Raw genomic sequence first — 19,565 nt, forward strand, 5'->3', positions numbered from 1 at the left:
ATATAGGTAAACAGCAAAATGAGTTCTTTTCGTTGCCATAGCAACAGAAGGAACTCATTTTTTCTGATAGCATACACTTGTCAATACGATACCGTACTATTGCGACATAGTATGTGAAATTTTTCTTTTGGTTATAAATTACAGTTTTTTTGTTATGGTTTCTTGTGAATACAAGAGAAAGAAGGTAACAGAATGGGGTATCAATTGAGCAGACGGGCTCTGGCCGACGCCTTTAAATCCTGGTCCGGGACGTACGATGTGTACGCTCCTACCGTATTTGCCGGTACGGGCCGGTTTTCCGAAACCGATGTCATCCGTTATGGCAAAGTGACCGATCCCGCCGATATCGTCTGGGACGCACGGTCTGATTATTCCTTTAAAGAAATCCTGATTCCTGTATGTCAGGTATTGTTCTACTTTACGGAACACAGCGTGCAGGAATCGGAATTTCCCAAAAAAGGAGCCATCATTTTCCTGCGCAGCTGCGATCTGCATGCCGTGAAACGACTCGATTATATGTTCCTCCAGAACGGGCCGGAAGATTACTACTATAAGACTCTGCGGGACAAGGTGAAATTCGTCGTCATGGGCTGTGACCATACCTTTGACGGCTGCTTCTGCGTGTCTATGGGTACCAACGTGAGCACCAATTATGATGCGGCTGTCAATTTTAAAGATGGCATGTATTATGTGGACTGTCCTGATGAAATCCTGGCGGCTGCCCTGAAAAATCATGCCGAAGGAACTTGCGACGTGACAGCCGATCACGTGGAAAAAGACGATGTGGAAGTCCATATCCCGGACAACCTGACATCGGCCATCGCCAAGAGTTCTATCTGGGATGAATACGACAAACGCTGCATCAAATGCGGCCGCTGCACCCTGGCCTGCCCGACCTGTACCTGCTGGTCTATGCAGGATATCTTCTACACGGAAAACGGCAAGGCCGGTGAACGGCGCCGTGTACAGACGAGCTGCATGTTCGACGACTATACGCTCGTCGCCGGTGGGGGCTGTTTCCGGCAGAAAGCGGGCGAACGGATGCGCTTCAAGGTACTGCACAAAGTCCTCGATTTCAAGAAGAGAGCCGGTTTTCAGATGTGCGTAGGCTGCGGCCGCTGTGATGCCATCTGTCCGGAATACATTTCGCTCACTCACTGCATTAATGAAAAGCTGCCCCAGGGCATGAAGGAGGTACTGGAAAATGGTCAATAATGAATATCTGCCTTTCCGTTCGGAAATTCTGGAAGTCATCAAACATGCCGAACTGGAATATACATTCCGCATGTCCTATGACCGCGGCGACGAACATCCGGTCAAGCCGGGCCAGTTTTTTGAAATTTCCATCCCGAAATACGGGGAAGCGCCTATTTCCGTCAGCGGTATTACGGACCATTCCCTCGATTTCACCATCCGCCGCGTCGGCTCGCTGACGGACGAAATCTTCGAAAACTACGTCGGCGATTATTTCTTCATGCGCGGACCCTATGGCAACGGCTTCGATGTCAATATGTTCAAGGGCAAGGAAATCATCCTCGTCGCCGGCGGGTCGGGCCTGTCGCCTATCCACGGCGTCATTGATTACTTTGCCGACCACATGGATGAATGCAAGAAGCTGACAGTCATTGTCGGCTTTAAATCGCCGGACGACATTCTCTTTAAGGAAGATCAGAAACGTTGGGCTGAAAAAGGAATTTCCCTCATCACTACCGTCGACCGGGCTCCCGAAGGCTATACGGGCCACGTCGGCATGGTTACCAAATACATTCCTGACCTGACTTTTGAAGACATGCCCAATGCCATCTCCGTCGTCGTAGGTCCACCGCCGATGATTAAATTCTCCATCCTGGAGTTGAAGAAAATCGGCTTCGACGTGGAAAATATCTGGCTGTCCGAATCGCGCAAGATGTGCTGCGGCCTGGGAAAATGCGGTCACTGCCGCATTGGCGACATCTATATCTGCCAGGACGGACCGGTGTTCAAATATACGAAAATCAGTTCGATGATTGACTAGGAGGGATATAGCCATGGATATGAATTGTGGTAAGTTAAAGAAATACGCTTTCCGGGTAACGAAGCATCGCGATGTGGCTTCGGCCCGTGTACGTGTCCCCGGTGGCTCCCTGAATGCCAAGATATTGGGCCAGATTCAGTATATTGCAGAAACGTATGGCAATGGCGACGTCCATCTGACCATCCGTCAGGGCTTTGAAATCCTGGGGATTCCCTTTGACAAGGTGGAAGAAGTCAAGAAAGCACTGCAACCGATCATTGATGAACTCGACATCAATCAGAGTGAACGGGGCGCTGGTTTTGAAGCGTCCGGTACGCGGAACGTCATGGCCTGCATCGGCAACCGCGTCTGCCCCTTTGGCAACTACGATACGACGGCACTGGCAAAACGCATCGAAAAGGCTATTTTCCCTAACGATCTTCACGTCAAGGTCGCTCTTACGGGATGTCCCAACGATTGTGATAAAGTGCGTATGCATGACTTCGGCATCATGGGCATGACTGAACCCCAGTTCGACCCCACGCGGTGTGTCAGCTGCGGCATGTGCGTCCGCAAGTGCAAACAGCTTTCCGTAGAAGCCCTGCATATGAAGAATTTCCGTCCGGTCCGCAATGTGGAAAAATGCATCGGCTGCGGCGTATGCGTCTGGGCCTGCCCGAACCGCGCCTGGACGCGCAGCAAGGAACAGTATTTCCGCATTACCCTCCTGGGCCGCTCCGGCAAAAAGAATCCGCGCATGGGCGTCGATTTCATTAAATGGGCCGATGCGGACAGCGTCGTAAAAATCGTTTCCAACGTATATGCCTTTGCCAAGAAATATATCGATCCGACGGCTCCCGGCGGCAAGGAACACATCGGCTACATGGTAGACCGTACCGGTCCGGAAGAATTCATCAAATTCATCCTTCAGGACGTACATCTGCCGAAGAAAGCAGAAATTTACCGTCCTCTCAACTGGTCCGGTATCCGCTATGTCGGCTTGAAATCGGAACCGTTCTATGTAGGCAAGGACGTAAACCCCGCCGATCTGGATGTGTTCCAGAAACCGTTGCCGCTCAAATAAGGAGAATCTCATGTACAACGACGAATACGCTGCATCGGCTGCCGGTGCGGCAGCGAAAGCCGGCATGCTCCGGAAGAACCCTCTGGGATATTTCCTTCTCTCGGCACTGGCCGGGGCCTATATCGGCTTTGGTATCCTCTTATCCTTTACGGTAAGCGGCACCCTGGGGGCTATGCCGTTCACGAAAATTGCCATGGGCCTGTCCTTTGGCGTCGCCCTGAGTCTGGTCGTCCTTGCCGGGGCAGAACTGTTTACGGGAAATGCCTTCGTCATGTTCAACGGCCTTCGCCTTAAAACCGTGACGGCCGGGGACGTGCTGAAGTTGTGGGTCGTCTGCTACCTGGGAAACTGGGCAGGTGCCATCATCCTGTCGCTGCTCTTTCTGGCGGCGGCCGGTCCGGTCGGGGCGACGGGCAAGGCTCTGGCTGCGGCGGCTGCCATGAAGATGAGCCTGCCGCCACTGGTGCTCTTTGCCCGGGGCATCCTCTGTAATGTCCTCGTGTGCCTGGCTGTCTGGTGCGGCTTCCGCACGAAAAATGACGTGGCCAAACTCATCATGGTATTCTGGTGTCTCTACGCCTTCTTTACCTGCGGGTTTGAACACAGCATCGCCAATATGACCGTCCTCACCGTCGGCATGCTGGCTCCCTTCGATGCCGCCGTCAGCCTCAGCGGCTATGCCTATAACCTGTTTTTCGTTACGCTGGGCAATATCGTCGGCGCCGTCCTGTTCCTGTCTATTCCCTATGGAATCGGGGCGCTGAAAAAATAAATTCCTACGGGCAGTACTGTCAGTGCAGTACTGTCCTGTTTGTTTATATGAACAGACGCCGTGCCTGCCAATGGCCGGACGGTATTCCTGTCTGAAGGAGGTTTTATGATGAGTACATATTATATTGCCAGTTGTGTCTTTACCTGGCATTATCCGGAGTTGAGCCAGATGATCCAGCAGTATATGACGGCCCATGGCATCCAGGTCGTGCGCTGCTGTGTGCCCAAATACAAATTGCCCCATTTTACGGGACTCATGCCCAATTTGTACAAAGAACAGTGGCAGGCCCTGCCGGACTCGGGAGATTTCCAGCCCGGTGATACGGTGTATTCCCTCTGTCACAACTGTTCGGCCATCCTGGAAGAATCGAAACCCGGCGTTATCGTTACCTCACTCTGGGAATACATCGCGGCGGACGGATCGTTTCCCTTGCCGGAACTTACGGGCCGGACGATGATCCTTCAGGACTGCTGGCGGGCCTTCGACCGCATGGGGGAACAGGATGCCGTCCGGACCCTGTTGCAGCGCATGGGCGTTTCGATAACCGAATTGCCGGATAACCGGGAACAGACGAATTTTTGCGGCGTTTCCGTTCTGCGCCCGGCACCGCCGCGCAACCTGAAACTGGCACCGCAGCGCTTTTCCCGCAATGCCAATGCCCAGGACAAGTTCCGCCCGTATACGCCGGATGAACAGAAACAGGCCATGAGTGATTATTGCCAGCGCTTTCAGGGAAATGAAGTTGTATCCTATTGTCATTATTGTATGGAAGGGCTGCTTCTGGGAGGGGCCAGGGCGGTCCATCTGGCAGAGCTGCTGTTCCAGCACCGGGAAGCGTTCCGGATGTAAGGAACAGAATATTTGCCATCAGTCGTACGAAGAGGAGCGTATCCATACGGTGTTTTAACAGCAGGGATACGCTCCTCCATGTTTCTCTATATTGACAAACGTATTCAACAATAGTACACTACAGATAAAAGAAGTTATAAGTATCAATATCATTTATGGCGGAGGCAATGACTATGGAGTATGGAGAGACAGCGAAATTATTCAAGGCATTGGGTGATGAAAACCGCCTGTATATTCTTTCCATGCTGCAGCATGGGGAACGCTGTGCCTGTGTCCTGCTGGAACATGTGAATCTGTCCCAGCCTACCTTATCCCATCATATGAAGATATTGTGCGAAACTCATCTGGTGACGAGCCGCAAAGAAGGAAAATGGGTGTATTATTCCCTGAACCGCGTCCGGGCCGGCCGGGCAGAACAGGCACTCAAAGACCTGTTCCAGGAAAAAAAACCCGTATCGGACGCCTGCCGATGCCAATCAGAACGTCTGCCAGAAACAGACTGACCACCTCAAACATCAAACCCAAACGTCAGACTTCAAACATCAAACAGAGGCTGTCCCATCGTGCTTTTTTGCACAGTGGGGCAGCCTCTGTTTGTTATAAAAGAGTAAATGTATTTTTTTCGAAATCGATCCGGCCTTCCTGTTTCATCCGGGCCAGCTCCCGGGCGACCGCCGTGCGGTCGGCGCAGAGATAGTCGGCCAGCTGGGTGCGGCTCAGAGGCAGTTCGAAGGTACGGCTTTCCTGGCACTCTGCCTGAAAAGACAGATAGGTCAGGATTTTGCGGCGCAGCGTTTTTTTGGAAACGATTTCCAGTTTTTCCATGAGCCGGGCATTTTTATCGGATACCATGCGCAGCATATTTTCGATGAGCTGATAGTGGAACGGGCAGGAGTTCTGGCAGGTATGGATGACCTTGCGGAAGGGCAGCGCCAGAATGCGGGTTTCACGGACGGCCTGGAAGGTGGCAGACGAGTGCAGGTTGGTCCCGCAGGCGAAGGTTTCGCCAAACAACTCGCCCGGCCCCATGGCAGACAGGATGGCCGTATCGCCCCAGGCGTCTTCGTGGATCATATGGATCCGCCCTTTAAGGATGATGCCGACATAGGGGACTTCATCCCGGGCCAGAATGGGGAATTCTCCCTTATGCAGTGTCTGGAAGCGGCCGCCGATGCATTGCAGCATGGCCTGCAGGTTATCTGTGTGGATTCCGGAAAACAGAGACAGGTGGGACAGCATTTCATAATCGGGACGCATGGCGATCACCTGCTTTGACGATACGATGCGACAGCGGCAAAGGCCGTGCCGGCGGCTTCAATGGTCCGTCTGATGTCGTCATCGGTGTGGGCGCCGGAGACGAAACACGTTTCAAACTGGGACGGCGGCAGGTAGATACCCTGTTCCAGCATGGATTGGAAATAGACGGCAAAGGCGTCCTGGTCGGCGGCAGACGAGTCGGCGAAATTCTTCACATCTTTGTCGGTGAAAAACAGGCTGAACATGGAACCGGACTGGTGTACGCAGACGGCTACGCCCGCTTCGGCCGCTTTCTGACGCAGACCTTCCGTAAGGGTCGTCGTATGGGCCGTTACCCGCACCGTGTAAGACGGATCTTCCGTGATGATGCGCAGCGTTTCGATGCCTGCTGTCATGGCCAGGGGGTTGCCCGAAAGGGTCCCGGCCTGATAGATGGGGCCGGCCGGGGAGACGCAGTCCATGAGATAGGCTTTGCCGCCATAGGCCGCTGCCGGCAGGCCGCCGCCGATGATTTTGCCGAGACAGGTCATGTCCGGCGTAATGCCATAATAGGCCTGGGCACCGTGGAGGGCCGTACGGAATCCGCACATGACTTCATCGAAAATGAGAATCGCGCCGTGGGCCTGGGTCTGGCTGCGCAGGGCCTGCAGGAACGATTCCTCCGGCAGGACCAGCCCCATATTGCCGGCAACGGGTTCGACGATGACGGCGGCGATGTCGTTGCCGAAACCGTCCATGATGCGGTTGAAGGATTTACTGTCGTTATAGGGAAGGGTAATGGTGTCGGCAGCCGTCGCAGCGGGAACACCGGGGCTGTCGGGCTGGCCGAAGGTGGCGGCACCGCTGCCGGCGCTGACCAGGAGACTGTCGGCATGGCCGTGATAACATCCCTGGAATTTGATGATTTTATCGCGGCCCGTAAAACCGCGGGCGACGCGCAGGGCACTCATGGTGGCTTCCGTGCCGGAATTGACCATGCGCAGCTTTTCGATAGAGGGATAGATGCTCTTGATGAGGCGGGCAATTTCCGATTCGAGCAGGGTCGGCGCGCCATAGCTCGTGCCGCGGGCCGCCGCTTCCTGCAGGGCCTTGACGACGCGGGGATGGGCGTGGCCGGCGATCATGGGACCCCACGAACCGACGTAATCGATATAGGTGTTGCCGTCGATATCGGTGATGGAAGATCCTTTGGCCGAGGCGATAAATGGCGGTGTGCAGCGGACGCGTCCGTACGAACGGACGGGGCTGTTGACGCCACCGGGCATGAGGGACTGGGCGTCCTTAAATGCAGCTTGGGAATGAGTCAGTGTGAGCATGGATACATCCTCCTTGATCGGTTACAGTTTGAAGAAATCGGAAAGAGAGCGGACCGTTTCTTCTTCTTTATCGGTCCGGGCCGCGCCGACGGTCTGCATCATGGGATCGCGCAGGAGTTTGCGTACGATCATGTGGGTCATATTTTCGATGATGCGGTACTGTTCGTCTGTCAGGCCCGGTAATTTGTTCATGGCCCGGCGGAATTCCCGCTTCCGGGCCTGTTCTGCTTTTTCCGACAGGCGCAGGAGAGCCGGCCGTACGGGAAGGTAGCGGAAGCGCTGCAGCAGTTCCTCTGCCTCTTCCTGGACAATCGTTCCGGCCAGGGCGGCTTCGCGCTGCCGTGATTGTTCATTTTCCGCCACCGTCGTCGTCAGGTCGTCAATATTATACAGGGAAATGCCGGGAAGATCTGCGGCAGACGGCTCGATATCCCGGGGAACGGCGATATCGATGAGAAGCAGCGGACGCCCCTTGCGGGCCTTCATGATGGCGGCCAGCCGTTCTTCAGTCAGGACGTAGTGGGGCGCTCCCGTAGAAGTGACGATGATATCGGCCCGGGCAGCAGCTTCATTGCCCTTCTGGTAATGGACGGCCGTGCCGGAAAGAAGGGATGCCAACTTCTGCGCCCGTTCGATATGGCGGTTGACGATATACAGTTTTTTCAGACCTTTGCCTAAAAAATTGCGGGCCGCTAGTTCCGCCATCTGACCGGCGCCGAAGAGGAGCAGTGTCTTTCCGGTGACGTCTCCCAGGAGATGTTCTGCCAGCTGGACGGCGGCATAGCTTACGGAAACGGCGTTGTAGGCGATGTGCGTATCCGTCCGGACCCGTTTGCCTGTGGCGATGGCCTGATGGAACAGGAGGTTTAGGACGATTCCCGTGGCACCGCAGTCATGGGCCAGCAGATAAGCCTGCTTTACCTGACTGAGAATCTGGCCTTCGCCGATGATCTGGGAATCGAGGCTGGAAGCGACGCGCAACAGGTGGACGATGCAGTCCCGCCCGGTATAGGTATAGAAATAGTCCGGCCGGATTTCCGGTTTACCGTTCAGCAGGGAAAGAAAGAAATCCTGCAGCACGCGGGCCGGCGTGCCTTCGGGACAGACAGCATAGATTTCACTGCGGTTGCACGTCGAGAGGATGACCGCTTCATGTATTGTTTGATACTGTCCGCTCTGCGACAAGGCAGTGCGGATGCGTTCCGGCGGCACAGAGAACTGTTCACGTACGGAAACGGGGACTGTCTTGTGATTCAGGCCCCAGACGAATAATTCCATAATAATCTCCTTATAGTTGTTCTTGTTATTAGTGTAGTCAATTCTTTATAACATTACAAGAGGAAAATAGAAAATGAGGCGGCCCTGATAAGCGTTAGTTGCTTAATGGAGCCGCCTTTTTTGTTTGATGTCTGATGTTGGGTTAGCGCAAAAATCCGGGGATAGTCAGGTAACGGTTTCCCGAGTCGGGGAGGAGGGTGACGATAGTTTTTCCGCGATATGCTTCCTGCCGGGCATACGAAACGGCGGCAGCCAGGGCGGCTCCGCCGGAAATACCGGTCAGGATGCCTTCCGTGCGGGCGAACTGCCGGGCAGCCGTGAAAGCTTCTTCTGTGGTAATAGTCTTTACGTCATCGTATACGTGCGTATCCAGCGTGTCGGGAATAAAATTGGCGCCGATACCCTGGAGCATGTGCGGACCGGCATGACCTTCCGAGAGCAGAGGCGAATCAGCCGGTTCGATGGCGACGATGCGTACCGACGGGATGGTGCGTTTTAAATAATGACCGATGCCGCTCAGAGTACCGCCCGTGCCGACGCCGGCGAGGAACAGGTCAATCTGTCCGTCCGTGTCATCGTATAATTCCGGCCCCGTCGTTTCTTCGTGGATCCTGGGATTGACGGGATTGGTGAACTGGCCGGGAATGAAGGAGTGGGGAATTTCCCGGGCCAGTTCCTGTGCTTTTTCAATCGAACCGGTCATGCCCTTATACCCTTCGGTCAGGACGATTTCCGCACCGTAAGCGGCCATGAGGTTCCGCCGTTCGATGCTCATCGTATCGGGCATGACGAAGATGGCCCGGTATCCCTTGGCGGCAGCGGCAGCAGCCAGGCCTATGCCCGTATTGCCGCTGGTCGGTTCGATGAGGACCGAGTCCGCCTGGAGGATGCCCTGGTGTTCGGCGTCTTCAATCATGGCCAGGGCGACCCGGTCTTTGACGCTGCCGGCGGGATTCAGGTATTCCAGTTTAACGAGAAGGCGGGCTGCCAGATGGTGGCTGTCGTTGAAGCGGACCGGTTCCAGAAGGGGCGTATGACCGACGAGGCCGGTCATGCCAGTGTACACTTTTTTCATAGTATTACGTTCTCCTTTTAAAATATATAAATTTGGTAATGATTTGGATAATCCCTATTATATACCGAGATTACGCCATGTCAAATAATTAGAATTTAATTCTAAATTTTTTATTTCAAAGGACTGTAATCTCTTGACAGACGAAATATAAAAGTGTACTATTTGCGTAAACATTGCAATGCTTCTATGTACTCGTATTTCCTGACATCGAAACGGTGAGGGAGATCGAAAGGGAGCTGTCCGCTTGGTGACGGGACTGTCTCTTGTTCCATCATTTCATGTTTTTTATGTTAGAGGTGATATGTATGACCGATACTTCAATACCTGCACGGAGCCGTTCGGCTTTTCTTGCCAGTGAAGACTGGTGGGCCGTGTGGCTGGGATTATTCATTTTTGCCCTCGGTGCCGGACGCATCGGGGATGTCGATCTTCTGGGATGGGTTCCAAAATTCGGCGTCTGGATGGATCCGGTCAAAGCCGTGGCGGCCAATTCCCCGGCCTTTTCCTGGCTCGGCGGTGCCGGAACTGTCATCGCCGCCTATTTCTTTGTCCTCCTTCTTACGACTATAGGCGCCTGGTTCATGGGCGCACGGATCAAACGGTTCATAGCCAGCTTTTCTATCCTGTACTGGCTCACCATCGGAGCCAATATACTCGGCAACTATGCATATCTGGCAGCGACGCCGGATAAACGGGCGGCTTTTCACATCACCTGGTCTCTGAGCCTGGGTGAACTGGGATTCGTCTTTGCCCTTGTGGCAGGACTCATCATCGGAAATTTCTTTCCGTCGGCGGCCCGCTTCCTCTCGGTAGCAGCCAGACCGGAATGGTATATCAAGACGGGCATTGTCATCCTCGGTGCCAACATCGGCATTCAGGCCATCAGTGCCATGAGCCTGGCCGGAACGGTCATCGTCCGCGGCCTGTGCGCCGTCGTCGAAGCCTACCTCATTTACTGGCCTGTCGTCTATATCATCGCCCGCAAGTTCTTCCATTTCACACCGGAATGGGCGGCCCCCATGGCCTCCGGCATTTCCATCTGCGGCGTCGCCGCTGCCATTGCCACAGGCAGTGCCATCCGGGCACGGCAGATCATCCCGGCTATACTGGCTTCGGTCATTATCGTATTCGTCGCCGTGGAACTGCTGATCCTGCCCTTCGCCGCCGCCTTCTTTCTCTCCGGTGAACCGATGGTAGCCGGCTCCTGGCTGGGACTGGTCGTCAAGAGCGATGGCGGTGCCGTCGCATCGGGAGCCATCGCTGATTCGCTCATCCGCAGTCAGGTACTGGAACAGACGGGGATAGCCTATCAGGAAGGGTGGATTCTCATGGCGACGACGACAGCCAAAGTCTTCATCGATATCTTCATCGGCGTCTGGTCCTTTATCCTGGCCGTCGTATGGTCGGTCTGGCACCTGAGCAGCCGCGACGGCGTGAGCCGTCCTGCCGGCAGCGTTTCCAAACGGGAAATCTGGGACCGGTTCCCAAAATTCATCATCGGCTTCGTCGGACTCCTGGCGGTGGTCTTTTTCTCCGGACTCGTCCGTCCCGACCTGATTGCGGGACTCAAAGCCGGTGCCGGACAGGCTAATCTCATCCGGACAATCTTTTTCGGCCTCTGCTTTTTCTCCATCGGACTAGTGACCAATGTCCGCAAATTATGGCATGCCGGCCTGGGACGCGTGACCGGTGTTTATGCCGTAGCGCTCCTGGGATTCATCATCTGGGTCGGCCTCGGTATTTCCTGGCTCTTTTATCAGGGCATCGTCCCGCCGGCCATATAACATATAAGTACAATAAATAGGAATAGTTACCGTATGAAAGGTGTGATCATCTATGGCAAGTGAACTGACATCGCATCGGCTGCCACAGGCTGACGAATACTATTATAAACAGACGAACAATCACATTACCCCAAGGGATAACGAAATAGAAACAGGGGCGGACGCCGGGGCCTATTTTCCCCTCCAGCCCATCGAAAAGAAACTCTGCGCCTATACGTTCGGCCTGGGAATCATCCTGCTCTTTATTTTCGTGATTATATTTAAAGTATTATAGGAGGCATCAATATGACCATTCAGGTAAATGGGGAACCATTTCAGACAGAAATCCCGATCAGCGTGACAACGCTTCTGAAAGAAGCCCGGGTAGAAGCCCCGGAATATGTGACCGTCCAGCTCAATCAGCAGTTTATCCGCCGGGACGATTTTGATACGACCGTGCTCAGCGATGGCGATGTCGTCGATTTCCTGTACTATATGGGAGGCGGTTCCCGGTGAAACTGACGAACGAACAACTGGAACGGTATTCGCGGCACATCATCCTATTTGGCGGCAAGGGACAGAAGAAACTCCTGGCCGGCAAGGTGCTGGTCATCGGTGCCGGTGGACTGGGTGCACCGGCGGCTCTGTACCTGGCAGCGGCCGGCGTCGGTACTATCGGCATCGTCGATTACGATGTGGTCGATTTGTCTAATCTGCAGCGCCAGATCATCCATTCCACGGCATCGGTGGGCCAGCGCAAGGTCGATTCGGCCCGCCATACCCTGGAAGGACTTAATCCGGATGTGCACGTCGTCACCTATAATGAATGGGTCAATTCCCAGACGCTGCCCCAGATTATCGACGACCAGCATTATGATTTCATCATCGACGCGACGGATAATTTCCCGGCCAAGTTCCTCATCAACGATGCCTGCGTACTGGGAGGCCATCCCTTTTCCCATGCCGGCATCATCCGCTTCGGCGGTCAGACCCTGACCTATGTGCCGGGCAAAGGTCCATGCTACCGCTGTATCTTTGACACCATGCCGCCGGCCGGGGCGGTGCCATCGTGCAAAGAAGCGGGCATACTGGGAGCCGTTGGCGGCGTCATCGGCTGCATACAGGCCACAGAAGCCATCAAGTACCTCCTGGGACAGGGTGAACTGCTCACCGGTGCCCTTCTCACCTACGATGCTCTGACCATGCGATTCCGCAAGATTCCTGTTGGACATAATCCTCATTGCGCAATCTGCGGCGACGCCCCGTCCATTCACGAGCTCATCGACTATAAACAGCCTGTATGTGAAAGCAAAGTGGGAAAGGGGTCGCTATGATACATCTGACACGGTCTGATTATGAGGCCATGACGGCCTATGCCCGGGAACAGCTGCCCAATGAATGCTGCGGTCTGCTGGCGGGAAAACGAAGTGGTGGCGACGCATTCGTTGAGAAGGTATATTATCTGAACAATACCGATGCCAGTCCGGAACATTTTTCCATGGATCCGGCAGAGCAGTTTGCCGTCATGCGGGATATACGCCAGCGTAATCTGGCCCTCATCGGCAATTTCCACAGCCACCCGGCAACGCCGTCCCGCCCGTCCGACGAAGACAAACGGCTGGCCTTCGACCCGTCGCTGCGCTATCTGATTCTGTCGCTGGCGGAAAGCGGGCCGGTCCTGCGCAGTTTTCGTATCCGCGGCGGCGAGGCGATAGCAGAGCCACTACACATCGAAGAGGAGGAATCACATTGGCAGATGCAAATTTCAAGGAACTAAAAAAAGGCGGCTTCATGAAACAGAAGCAGAAAGATCGTTTCTCCATGAGGCTGAAAACTATTGGCGGACAGGTGACTATAGAACAGCTGGAAACGATCCGTCACGTCGCCGAAACCTATGGACACGGATATATCCATCTCACATCCCGGCAGGGCATTGAAATCCCCTTTATCGCCCTGGAAGACATCGATACGGTAAAGAAAGAACTGGCCCAAGGCGGCGTACAGAATGGCGTCTGTGGCGCCCGGCTGCGCACGATTACGGCCTGTCAGGGAAACGCCGTCTGCCCGTCGGGGCTGATCGACACCCAGCACATAGCCAGGGAATGTGAAGCCCGCTATGGCGGACGGGAATTTCCAGCCAAATTCAAAATCGGCATCACAGGCTGTCCCAATAACTGTCTGAAGACGGAAGAAAATGACCTGGGCATCAAAGGCGGCATCGAACCGCAATGGCATCATGATGACTGTATTTTCTGCGGCCTCTGTCAGGCCGTCTGCCCGTCTTCGGCCATTACAGTGGATAAGAAAGAAAAGACCCTTTCTTTTACGGCGGACCAGTGCCTGTTCTGTGGCAAGTGCGTTACCACCTGCCCGTCTTCGGCCTGGGTAGGAACAGCCGGCTATAACGTATCCCTGGGAGGCCTCTATGGCAAGCAGATCACTATTGGCAGGCATTTCCTGCCCCTCCTTCACTCGGAAGAAGAACTGTATCGCGTCATCGATGTAGTTCTCGACTTTTTTGAAAACCACGCCAAACCGGGAGAACGCTTTGCCAAAACGGTAGAACGGATTGGCTGGGACACAGTAGAACGACTCGTTCGGGAGGTATTATGAACATAGACAACACTATCGATATTACGGATGTCGTCTGTCCCGTGACCTATGTCAAAGTAAAGGTCGAACTGGAAGATATGGAACCGGGACAGGTCCTGTCCGTCCGGCTCAACAGCGGCGACGCTCTGCAGAACGTCCCGCGGAGTCTGAAAAATGACGGACACCGCGTCTTCGACGTGACAGACAACGAAGACGGGACTTACACGATTCTCGTCGAACGGGGACAGGACGACTAAAAAAACGGATTCTCCTATGAAACAGCTGATTTCACAGGAGAATCCGTTTTTTGCTTAACCTCAAACATCAAATTTAAAACGTCAGACAATCTTTTTCGCTGAGCCAACGGGCGACGTCCAGAGCGTGATAGGTGATGATGATATCGGCACCGGCCCGTTTCATGGACAGAAGCGATTCCAGGACGATCCGTTTTTCGTCGATCCAGCCGTTTTGGGCAGCCGCTTTGACCATGGCATATTCACCGCTGACGTTGTAGACGGCGATGGGGCGGTCAATGCGGTCCCGGGCCTGACGGACGATATCGAGATAAGTCATGGCCGGCTTGATCATGATGATGTCAGCCCCTTCATCGAGGTCGAGGCTGATTTCCTTCATGGCTTCACGGGAATTGGCCGGATCCATCTGATACTGGCGGCGGTTGCCGAACTGCGGGGCCGAGTTGGCCGCATCGCGGAAGGGGCCATAAAAGGCCGAGGCGTATTTGACGGCGTAGGACATAATGGAAACGTTCTGGAAACCCTTTTCATCGAGGGCTGTGCGGATGGCGGCGATGCGGCCGTCCATCATGTCTGACGGGGCGATGATGTCGGCACCGGCTGCTGCCTGGCTGACGGCCGTCCGGGCCAGGAGCGGCAGGGTAGCGTCGTTATCGACGTAATGGCCGCAGAGCTTGCCACAATGGCCATGGCTGGTGTACTGGCAGAGACAGACATCGCCGACGATGACCAGACCGGGCAGTTCTTTTTTGATGGCTTCCATGGCCCGCTGCACCGGGCTCTTCGGGTCCCATGCCGATGAGCCTGTTTCATCCTTGTATCCGGGCAGGCCGAATACTTCAATGGCCGGGATGCCGAGGGAAACGGCGAGGCGGGCCGTTTCTACGGCTTTATCGACTGACAGGTGATAACAGCCGGGCAGGCTGGGGATTTCTTCTTTTACATGGCTGCCGGGAACGACGAAGATAGGGTAAATCAGGTCCGATACGGACAGGTGGTTTTCCCGAACCATAGAGCGGACGGGAGCGGAAATGCGCAGGCGGCGCGGGCGTAAGGCGTTATATTTCATGATGATGTCGTCTCCAATCGAGTATATTCTGAGTCAGGCCTTCTATGGTATAGGTCGAAGCCGTGAGAGCCGGTGTGAGTCCTTCGCGGGTACAGGTTGCGGCAGTCACGGGACCGATACAGGCCAGTGGTACCGGTTCCAACAGGTCGCGGCGGTCTCCCAGGAGGTCCAGAAGAGAGGTGACTGTCGAAGAACTGGTACAGGTGATGAGGTCCAGGGCGTGTTCTTCGAGAAGCGATACGAGGCGCTCTCTGTTTTCTGAAGCGGGTACCGTCCGGTATGCCGGGGCGATGGTCACTCTGGCACCGGCGCCACGCAGGTGGTCCGGAAGGACGTTGCGTGCTTGTTCGGCCCGGACGAGCAGGACGCGGGAAGACGGGGAAATATGGGGCAGGAGGCTGTCGGCCAGCGATTCGGCCCGGTACTCAGGCGGCACGACGTCGGCCCGCAGGCCGTATGAGCGGAGCGCTTCTGCCGTGGCACTGCCGATGACACCCAGCCGGAGGTTTCCCAGGGCGCGGCTGTCTTCCTTAAATTCCCGGAGGCGGCGGAAGAAGCGGTGGACGCCGTTGCTGCTGGTAAAGAGCAGCCAGTCGTACGAGGTCAGGTGGTAAATGGCCTGATCGAGGGTTGCATAGTGGTCTGACGGATCTTCCAGGCGGATGGTAGGGATTTCGATGCACGATGCGCCCAGTTCTTCCAGCCGGGCCGACAGGGCCGATGCCTGACGGCGTGTACGGGTGATGCCGACGGTGAGACCGAAGAGGGGCCGTTTGTCGAACCAGCGCAGGCGGCCGCGGCAGCGGACGACGTCGCCGACAAGAAAGATAGCCGGCGGCGTGATGCCCTGTCGGGCGGCTTCATAGGCGGCGCTTCCCAGGGTCGTCACGATAGTCGTCTGGTCGCTGCGGGTGCCCCAGCGGATGATGGCCGCCGGCGTATCGGCGCTGCGGCCACAGGAGATGAGCCGCGCCGTGATGTCGGGCAGGTTGCGGACGCCCATGACAAAGACCAGTGTATCCGTACCGGTCGCCAGTTTTTCCCAGTCGATGGCCGATCCGTTTTTCTTCGGGTCTTCATGGCCGGTAATGACGGAAAAGGAGGAAGCCATGCCCCGTTCGGTCACGGGAATGCCGGCATAGGCCGGTACGGCGATGGCCGAGGAAATGCCCGGCACGACTTCAAAGGGAATGCCGGCCTGGGACAGGGCAGCACCTTCTTCGCCGCCCCGGCCAAAGACGAAGGGATCGCCCCCTTTGAGGCGCACGACCGTGCGGCCTTCTCGGGCCTTGGCGATGAGCAGGTCGTTGATTTCTTCCTGACGCAGCGTATGATGACCGGCGGTTTTTCCGACGTAAATGCGTTCGGCCTGGGGCGGAGCGAAGTCCAGCAGCCGTTCGTCGGCCAGATGGTCGGTGACGACCGTATCAGCCCGTTCCAGCAATTCCTTTCCCCGGAGGGTGAGCAGGCGCCAGTCTCCGGGACCGGCGCCGACGAGATAGATGGTTCCTGTCATAATGTATCTCCTTTTATGGTAGTTCGAAGTGAGCGGAGCAGGGCTTCGCCACCGCCGGCCAGCATGTCTTTGCCGAGCTCATAGCCCAGTTTCCGGGCATCGGCTGCCGGCGCTGTGGCCTGCCGGTTCAGGCAGGTGCGGCCGTCCGGTGAGGCGATGAAGGCCCGCAGGACGAGGTCTCCTCCCTGCCAGGAGGCAAAGGCTCCGGCCGGAATCTGGCAGCTGCCGCCGATGGCTGCGGCGCAGGCCCGTTCAGCCGTGACGGCTGCTGCCGTCCGCTCGTCGTGGATGGCCTGCAGCAGCCGGAGGACCGGTTCGTCATCCGAACGGGCTTCGATGGCAAGAGCCCCCTGTCCGGCGGCGGGCAGGAACTGATCCGGCGGCAGCAGGCTGGTGATACGGTCCGAAAGGCCCAGGCGGATGAGACCGGCTGCGGCCAGGATGATGGCGTCGTAGTCCCCGTCATCGAGACGGGACAGGCGCGTATCGACGTTGCCCCTGAGGTCAGAGACCGTAAGGTCCGGCCGCAGGTGCAGCAGCTGGGCCTTTCGGCGCAGACTGGATGTACCGACGACGGCGCCTCTGGGAAGGTCAGAAAGACTCTGGTAGCGGCGTGAGACGAAGGCGTCTTTTTCATTTCCCCGAGCCGGGACCGCTGCCAGGATCAGTCCGTCCGGCAGTTCCGATGGCATATCTTTCAGACTGTGTACGGCCAGGTCCAGCGTGTGGCCATAGAGACCGCGCTCGATTTCTTCCGTAAACAGGCCCTTGCCGCCGATGGCGCTGAGGGGCCGGTCGATGATGCGGTCGCCGCGGGTAGTGACACATTGCAGGGTAATGGTAAGGCCGGGACAGGCCTTTTGCAGGAGCTGGCGGACGTAACCGGCCTGCCACAGGGCCAGGCGGCTGCGGCGGGTGCCGATGACGAGAGAATCAGGAAGCATGGGGACCTCCTTTCCCGATGAGCCAGAAGGCCAGTTTCTGCCAGAGTACCTGTTCGGCTTCGGCCATCTGGCCGCCGAGGGCTTGTTCCATGAGTTCGTCTGTAAGCGACGAACGCCAGAAGACCTGCCGGTCTTTGCCGGATGGAATCTGGGAACGCACTTCTTGACGGATGACGGCCAGACGGTCCAGGCACCGGGACCAGTCGGGGGTGATTTCCTGTTCCAGATGATGACGCATCCAGCGGGTAAAGGCCGGTGATTTCCCATTGCTCGATATGCTGCAGAGGATATCGCCGCGGCGGACGACGGACGGCGTCGTCCAGTTGCTTTCCTGTGGGGCGTCGCAGACATTGACCAGCTTGTGCTGGCTAAGGGCTGCAGCGGCACAGGCGCTGTTGGTTTCGCTGTCGTTGGAAGCGCAGATAATCAGATAAAAAGGGCTTTCGTCGCCTTCTTCGTATAGTTTCTTCAGCCAGGTGATGTCTCCCCGGTCGGCCCGTTCCTGAAGAGGCGGACAGAGCGACGGCGACAGGACGGTGACGGCCGCGCCGGCGTCGAGCAGACCCTGCACTTTCTGGGCAGCTACGGCGCCGCCGCCCAGGATGAGACATTCCTTGTCATCAAGGATGAGATTTATAGGGTACATGAACGATAGGTCCTTTCTGTGCATGTGTATAATGGATTTATAAAAATATGGCACATACTTGTTATTATAGCACATCTTTATAGAATTGCGCGTTGCCGGAGCAACAATCCGCGAAAATACTAACCGGTGGCAGTATCGGACAGTGTGGCAGCGAATAGATATTTTTTATTGACAATCCTACCGATTTGCATAATAATATGTGAGAGATTATAAAAAATATAAACTGTACCAGCATGCTTTCTGGTATTGAAAAAATCGTTTTGTTAGAGTCTGGATACAATCAGACACAAAATGATCTAAAAGGAGAGATTGGATGTTTTCTGCTTGTAAAAAATTACTATGCTCGTTGTTTGTCATTCTGCTTGTTTCCGTCGGCGGCACGGCCGGATCCGTTCAGGCTGATGTACCGCCTACGTCGGCCGAAGCGGCCTGTCTGATCGACGCCGATACGGGACGCATCCTGTACCGGGTCAATCCCGATAAATGGGTCCATCCGGCCAGTACGACGAAAATCGTGACCATGATTACTGCCCTCGATCAGGGGAAAGACAAGCTCGACAAGCCATTGTACATATCCTGGGGAGCAGCCAATACGGAACCATCCTGCCTGGGCATTGCCCCGGGAGACCAGATTACCCTGAAAGAAGCGATGCGGGGGATGATGGTCGTTTCCGGCAATGATGCGGCCGTAGCCGTAGCGGAAACGGTCGGCGGCTCTGTCGCCGGATTTGCCGACATGATGAACGCCGAAGCCGTCAAGATGGGGGCGACCCATTCCCACTTCGTCAATCCCAACGGGCTGACCGCAGCGGGACATCATACGACGGCCGTCGATATGGCCCGTATGGCCGCGTATGGACTCAAGCATTATCCTGAATTTGCCTATACGGTGGCTCTGCCGTCGTATCAGATGCATTATATAGACGGTCACACCAAATATGTCACGACGACCAATCATTTCCTGACCAGTGGCTATGAGGGAGCCAGCGGAGTCAAGACGGGATATACCCAGGCGGCCGGAGACTGCCTGGTCGCCTCGGCGACCCGCAACGGACACACGCTGGTAGTAGCCCTGTTCAATGATGACGATCGCTGGGAAGATGCGCCGGCCATCCTGGACTATGGCTTCCGACGCATCCAGACAGGTCGCTGACCGT

Annotated in this window: 22 protein-coding genes; 14 read left to right on the forward strand and 8 right to left on the reverse strand. The window is 55.8% G+C overall.

Annotated elements, in window-relative coordinates; all coding sequences use genetic code 11:
• The first annotated feature begins 192 nt into the window (after nucleotides 1-192).
• The 6 genes from asrA (at nucleotide 193) to ACGTIC_RS03330 (ending at nucleotide 5,201) form a co-directional block, all read left to right on the forward strand.
• Entirely contained in the window at nucleotides 193-1,215 is a 1,023-nt protein-coding gene (gene asrA, locus ACGTIC_RS03305) for an anaerobic sulfite reductase subunit AsrA (protein ID WP_113855368.1), read from the forward strand.
• Nucleotides 1,205-2,014, forward strand: coding sequence for an anaerobic sulfite reductase subunit AsrB (gene asrB / locus ACGTIC_RS03310; RefSeq protein ID WP_075581915.1), 810 nt, complete (start codon nucleotides 1,205-1,207; stop codon nucleotides 2,012-2,014). Before asrA ends, asrB begins: the two co-directional genes overlap by 11 nt.
• Before the next feature lie 13 nt (nucleotides 2,015-2,027).
• On the forward strand, nucleotides 2,028-3,077 hold the full coding sequence (gene asrC, locus ACGTIC_RS03315) for a sulfite reductase subunit C (RefSeq protein WP_075581916.1): 1,050 nt from the start codon (nucleotides 2,028-2,030) through the stop codon (nucleotides 3,075-3,077).
• A 10-nt stretch (nucleotides 3,078-3,087) separates the two neighbouring features.
• On the forward strand, nucleotides 3,088-3,849 hold the full coding sequence (locus ACGTIC_RS03320; protein ID WP_059076044.1) for a formate/nitrite transporter family protein: 762 nt from the start codon (nucleotides 3,088-3,090) through the stop codon (nucleotides 3,847-3,849).
• A gap of 108 nt (nucleotides 3,850-3,957) precedes the next feature.
• Nucleotides 3,958-4,698, forward strand: coding sequence for a hypothetical protein (locus ACGTIC_RS03325; protein WP_113855369.1), 741 nt, complete (start codon nucleotides 3,958-3,960; stop codon nucleotides 4,696-4,698).
• Between the two features lie 173 nt (nucleotides 4,699-4,871).
• Entirely contained in the window at nucleotides 4,872-5,201 is a 330-nt protein-coding gene (locus ACGTIC_RS03330) for a helix-turn-helix transcriptional regulator (protein ID WP_257536629.1), read from the forward strand.
• A gap of 94 nt (nucleotides 5,202-5,295) precedes the next feature.
• On the opposite strand, the gene ACGTIC_RS03335 is transcribed toward ACGTIC_RS03330, so the two are convergent.
• The 4 genes from ACGTIC_RS03335 to cysK form a co-directional block, all read right to left on the reverse strand.
• Nucleotides 5,296-5,955, reverse strand: coding sequence for a Crp/Fnr family transcriptional regulator (locus ACGTIC_RS03335; protein ID WP_113855371.1), 660 nt, complete (start codon nucleotides 5,953-5,955; stop codon nucleotides 5,296-5,298).
• Nucleotides 5,956-5,960: 5 nt separating this feature from the next.
• Nucleotides 5,961-7,271 carry a glutamate-1-semialdehyde 2,1-aminomutase gene (gene hemL, locus ACGTIC_RS03340; protein ID WP_059076048.1) on the reverse strand — a complete coding sequence of 437 codons (1,311 nt, stop codon included), beginning with the start codon at nucleotides 7,269-7,271 and terminating at the stop codon, nucleotides 5,961-5,963.
• A gap of 21 nt (nucleotides 7,272-7,292) precedes the next feature.
• Nucleotides 7,293-8,549 carry a glutamyl-tRNA reductase gene (hemA, locus tag ACGTIC_RS03345; RefSeq protein ID WP_113855372.1) on the reverse strand — a complete coding sequence of 419 codons (1,257 nt, stop codon included), beginning with the start codon at nucleotides 8,547-8,549 and terminating at the stop codon, nucleotides 7,293-7,295.
• 142 nt (nucleotides 8,550-8,691) lie between these two features.
• Nucleotides 8,692-9,624, reverse strand: a complete 933-nt coding sequence (cysK, locus tag ACGTIC_RS03350; RefSeq protein ID WP_113855373.1) for a cysteine synthase A — start codon at nucleotides 9,622-9,624, stop codon at nucleotides 8,692-8,694.
• Nucleotides 9,625-9,929: 305 nt separating this feature from the next.
• Here cysK and ACGTIC_RS03355 point away from each other — a divergent pair, with 305 nt between their 5' ends.
• From ACGTIC_RS03355 to ACGTIC_RS03385, 7 genes are read left to right on the forward strand one after another with little or no spacing between them, the layout of a single operon-like run.
• Nucleotides 9,930-11,408: a putative sulfate exporter family transporter gene (locus ACGTIC_RS03355; RefSeq protein ID WP_075581922.1), complete on the forward strand. Its 1,479-nt coding sequence runs from the start codon at nucleotides 9,930-9,932 to the stop codon at nucleotides 11,406-11,408.
• 52 nt (nucleotides 11,409-11,460) lie between these two features.
• A complete protein-coding gene (locus ACGTIC_RS03360; RefSeq protein WP_075581923.1) occupies nucleotides 11,461-11,682 on the forward strand; it encodes a hypothetical protein in 222 nt (73 codons plus the stop codon).
• A gap of 11 nt (nucleotides 11,683-11,693) precedes the next feature.
• Complete coding sequence (gene thiS, locus ACGTIC_RS03365; RefSeq protein WP_059076053.1) at nucleotides 11,694-11,903, forward strand: sulfur carrier protein ThiS; 210 nt, start codon at nucleotides 11,694-11,696, stop codon at nucleotides 11,901-11,903.
• The gene (locus ACGTIC_RS03370; RefSeq protein ID WP_113855374.1) at nucleotides 11,900-12,721 is read left to right on the forward strand and encodes a molybdopterin-synthase adenylyltransferase MoeB; all 822 of its coding nucleotides are present in this window, start codon (nucleotides 11,900-11,902) and stop codon (nucleotides 12,719-12,721) included. The genes thiS and ACGTIC_RS03370 overlap by 4 nt, the downstream gene beginning before the upstream one ends.
• Nucleotides 12,718-13,164 carry a M67 family metallopeptidase gene (locus tag ACGTIC_RS03375; protein WP_059076055.1) on the forward strand — a complete coding sequence of 149 codons (447 nt, stop codon included), beginning with the start codon at nucleotides 12,718-12,720 and terminating at the stop codon, nucleotides 13,162-13,164. The genes ACGTIC_RS03370 and ACGTIC_RS03375 overlap by 4 nt, the downstream gene beginning before the upstream one ends.
• Nucleotides 13,137-14,000, forward strand: a complete 864-nt coding sequence (locus ACGTIC_RS03380) for a 4Fe-4S dicluster domain-containing protein (protein ID WP_113855375.1) — start codon at nucleotides 13,137-13,139, stop codon at nucleotides 13,998-14,000. The genes ACGTIC_RS03375 and ACGTIC_RS03380 overlap by 28 nt, the downstream gene beginning before the upstream one ends.
• Nucleotides 13,997-14,236: a sulfurtransferase TusA family protein gene (locus ACGTIC_RS03385; RefSeq protein ID WP_059076057.1), complete on the forward strand. Its 240-nt coding sequence runs from the start codon at nucleotides 13,997-13,999 to the stop codon at nucleotides 14,234-14,236. The genes ACGTIC_RS03380 and ACGTIC_RS03385 overlap by 4 nt, the downstream gene beginning before the upstream one ends.
• Before the next feature lie 73 nt (nucleotides 14,237-14,309).
• Here the strand turns inward: ACGTIC_RS03385 and hemB are convergent, their stop codons facing one another.
• Genes hemB through ACGTIC_RS03405 form a run of 4 tightly spaced genes read right to left on the reverse strand, consistent with a single transcriptional unit; the run spans nucleotide 14,310 to nucleotide 18,408 of the window.
• On the reverse strand, nucleotides 14,310-15,302 hold the full coding sequence (hemB, locus tag ACGTIC_RS03390) for a porphobilinogen synthase (RefSeq protein WP_059076058.1): 993 nt from the start codon (nucleotides 15,300-15,302) through the stop codon (nucleotides 14,310-14,312).
• A complete protein-coding gene (gene cobA / locus ACGTIC_RS03395; protein WP_113855376.1) occupies nucleotides 15,292-16,818 on the reverse strand; it encodes a uroporphyrinogen-III C-methyltransferase in 1,527 nt (508 codons plus the stop codon). Before cobA ends, hemB begins: the two co-directional genes overlap by 11 nt.
• Complete coding sequence (hemC, locus tag ACGTIC_RS03400; protein WP_059076060.1) at nucleotides 16,815-17,762, reverse strand: hydroxymethylbilane synthase; 948 nt, start codon at nucleotides 17,760-17,762, stop codon at nucleotides 16,815-16,817. The genes cobA and hemC overlap by 4 nt, the downstream gene beginning before the upstream one ends.
• A complete protein-coding gene (locus ACGTIC_RS03405; protein ID WP_162816211.1) occupies nucleotides 17,752-18,408 on the reverse strand; it encodes a bifunctional precorrin-2 dehydrogenase/sirohydrochlorin ferrochelatase in 657 nt (218 codons plus the stop codon). The genes hemC and ACGTIC_RS03405 overlap by 11 nt, the downstream gene beginning before the upstream one ends.
• Before the next feature lie 313 nt (nucleotides 18,409-18,721).
• On the opposite strand from ACGTIC_RS03405, the gene ACGTIC_RS03410 reads away from it, so the two are divergent.
• Complete coding sequence (locus tag ACGTIC_RS03410) at nucleotides 18,722-19,561, forward strand: D-alanyl-D-alanine carboxypeptidase family protein (protein ID WP_059076062.1); 840 nt, start codon at nucleotides 18,722-18,724, stop codon at nucleotides 19,559-19,561.
• Nucleotides 19,562-19,565 lie beyond the last annotated feature (4 nt).

It is taken from the genome of Megasphaera hexanoica (genome assembly GCF_043520715.1).
In the GTDB taxonomy this organism is placed as follows: Bacteria; Bacillota; Negativicutes; order Veillonellales; family Megasphaeraceae; genus Megasphaera; species Megasphaera hexanoica.

What these genes read in the sequence shown, in the direction of transcription:
- asrA (WP_113855368.1), top strand. Translation starts at nt 193, where the DNA reads ATGGGGTATCAATTGAGCAGACGGGCTCTGGCCGACGCCTTTAAATCC.
- asrB (WP_075581915.1), top strand. Translation starts at nt 1,205, where the DNA reads ATGGTCAATAATGAATATCTGCCTTTCCGTTCGGAAATTCTGGAAGTC.
- asrC (WP_075581916.1), top strand. Translation starts at nt 2,028, where the DNA reads ATGGATATGAATTGTGGTAAGTTAAAGAAATACGCTTTCCGGGTAACG.
- ACGTIC_RS03320 (WP_059076044.1), top strand. Translation starts at nt 3,088, where the DNA reads ATGTACAACGACGAATACGCTGCATCGGCTGCCGGTGCGGCAGCGAAA.
- ACGTIC_RS03325 (WP_113855369.1), top strand. Translation starts at nt 3,958, where the DNA reads ATGAGTACATATTATATTGCCAGTTGTGTCTTTACCTGGCATTATCCG.
- ACGTIC_RS03330 (WP_257536629.1), top strand. Translation starts at nt 4,872, where the DNA reads ATGGAGTATGGAGAGACAGCGAAATTATTCAAGGCATTGGGTGATGAA.
- ACGTIC_RS03335 (WP_113855371.1), bottom strand. Translation starts at nt 5,955, where the DNA reads ATGCGTCCCGATTATGAAATGCTGTCCCACCTGTCTCTGTTTTCCGGA.
- hemL (WP_059076048.1), bottom strand. Translation starts at nt 7,271, where the DNA reads ATGCTCACACTGACTCATTCCCAAGCTGCATTTAAGGACGCCCAGTCC.
- hemA (WP_113855372.1), bottom strand. Translation starts at nt 8,549, where the DNA reads ATGGAATTATTCGTCTGGGGCCTGAATCACAAGACAGTCCCCGTTTCC.
- cysK (WP_113855373.1), bottom strand. Translation starts at nt 9,624, where the DNA reads ATGAAAAAAGTGTACACTGGCATGACCGGCCTCGTCGGTCATACGCCC.
- ACGTIC_RS03355 (WP_075581922.1), top strand. Translation starts at nt 9,930, where the DNA reads ATGACCGATACTTCAATACCTGCACGGAGCCGTTCGGCTTTTCTTGCC.
- ACGTIC_RS03360 (WP_075581923.1), top strand. Translation starts at nt 11,461, where the DNA reads ATGGCAAGTGAACTGACATCGCATCGGCTGCCACAGGCTGACGAATAC.
- thiS (WP_059076053.1), top strand. Translation starts at nt 11,694, where the DNA reads ATGACCATTCAGGTAAATGGGGAACCATTTCAGACAGAAATCCCGATC.
- ACGTIC_RS03375 (WP_059076055.1), top strand. Translation starts at nt 12,718, where the DNA reads ATGATACATCTGACACGGTCTGATTATGAGGCCATGACGGCCTATGCC.
- ACGTIC_RS03385 (WP_059076057.1), top strand. Translation starts at nt 13,997, where the DNA reads ATGAACATAGACAACACTATCGATATTACGGATGTCGTCTGTCCCGTG.
- hemB (WP_059076058.1), bottom strand. Translation starts at nt 15,302, where the DNA reads ATGAAATATAACGCCTTACGCCCGCGCCGCCTGCGCATTTCCGCTCCC.
- cobA (WP_113855376.1), bottom strand. Translation starts at nt 16,818, where the DNA reads ATGACAGGAACCATCTATCTCGTCGGCGCCGGTCCCGGAGACTGGCGC.
- hemC (WP_059076060.1), bottom strand. Translation starts at nt 17,762, where the DNA reads ATGCTTCCTGATTCTCTCGTCATCGGCACCCGCCGCAGCCGCCTGGCC.
- ACGTIC_RS03405 (WP_162816211.1), bottom strand. Translation starts at nt 18,408, where the DNA reads ATGTACCCTATAAATCTCATCCTTGATGACAAGGAATGTCTCATCCTG.
- ACGTIC_RS03410 (WP_059076062.1), top strand. Translation starts at nt 18,722, where the DNA reads ATGTTTTCTGCTTGTAAAAAATTACTATGCTCGTTGTTTGTCATTCTG.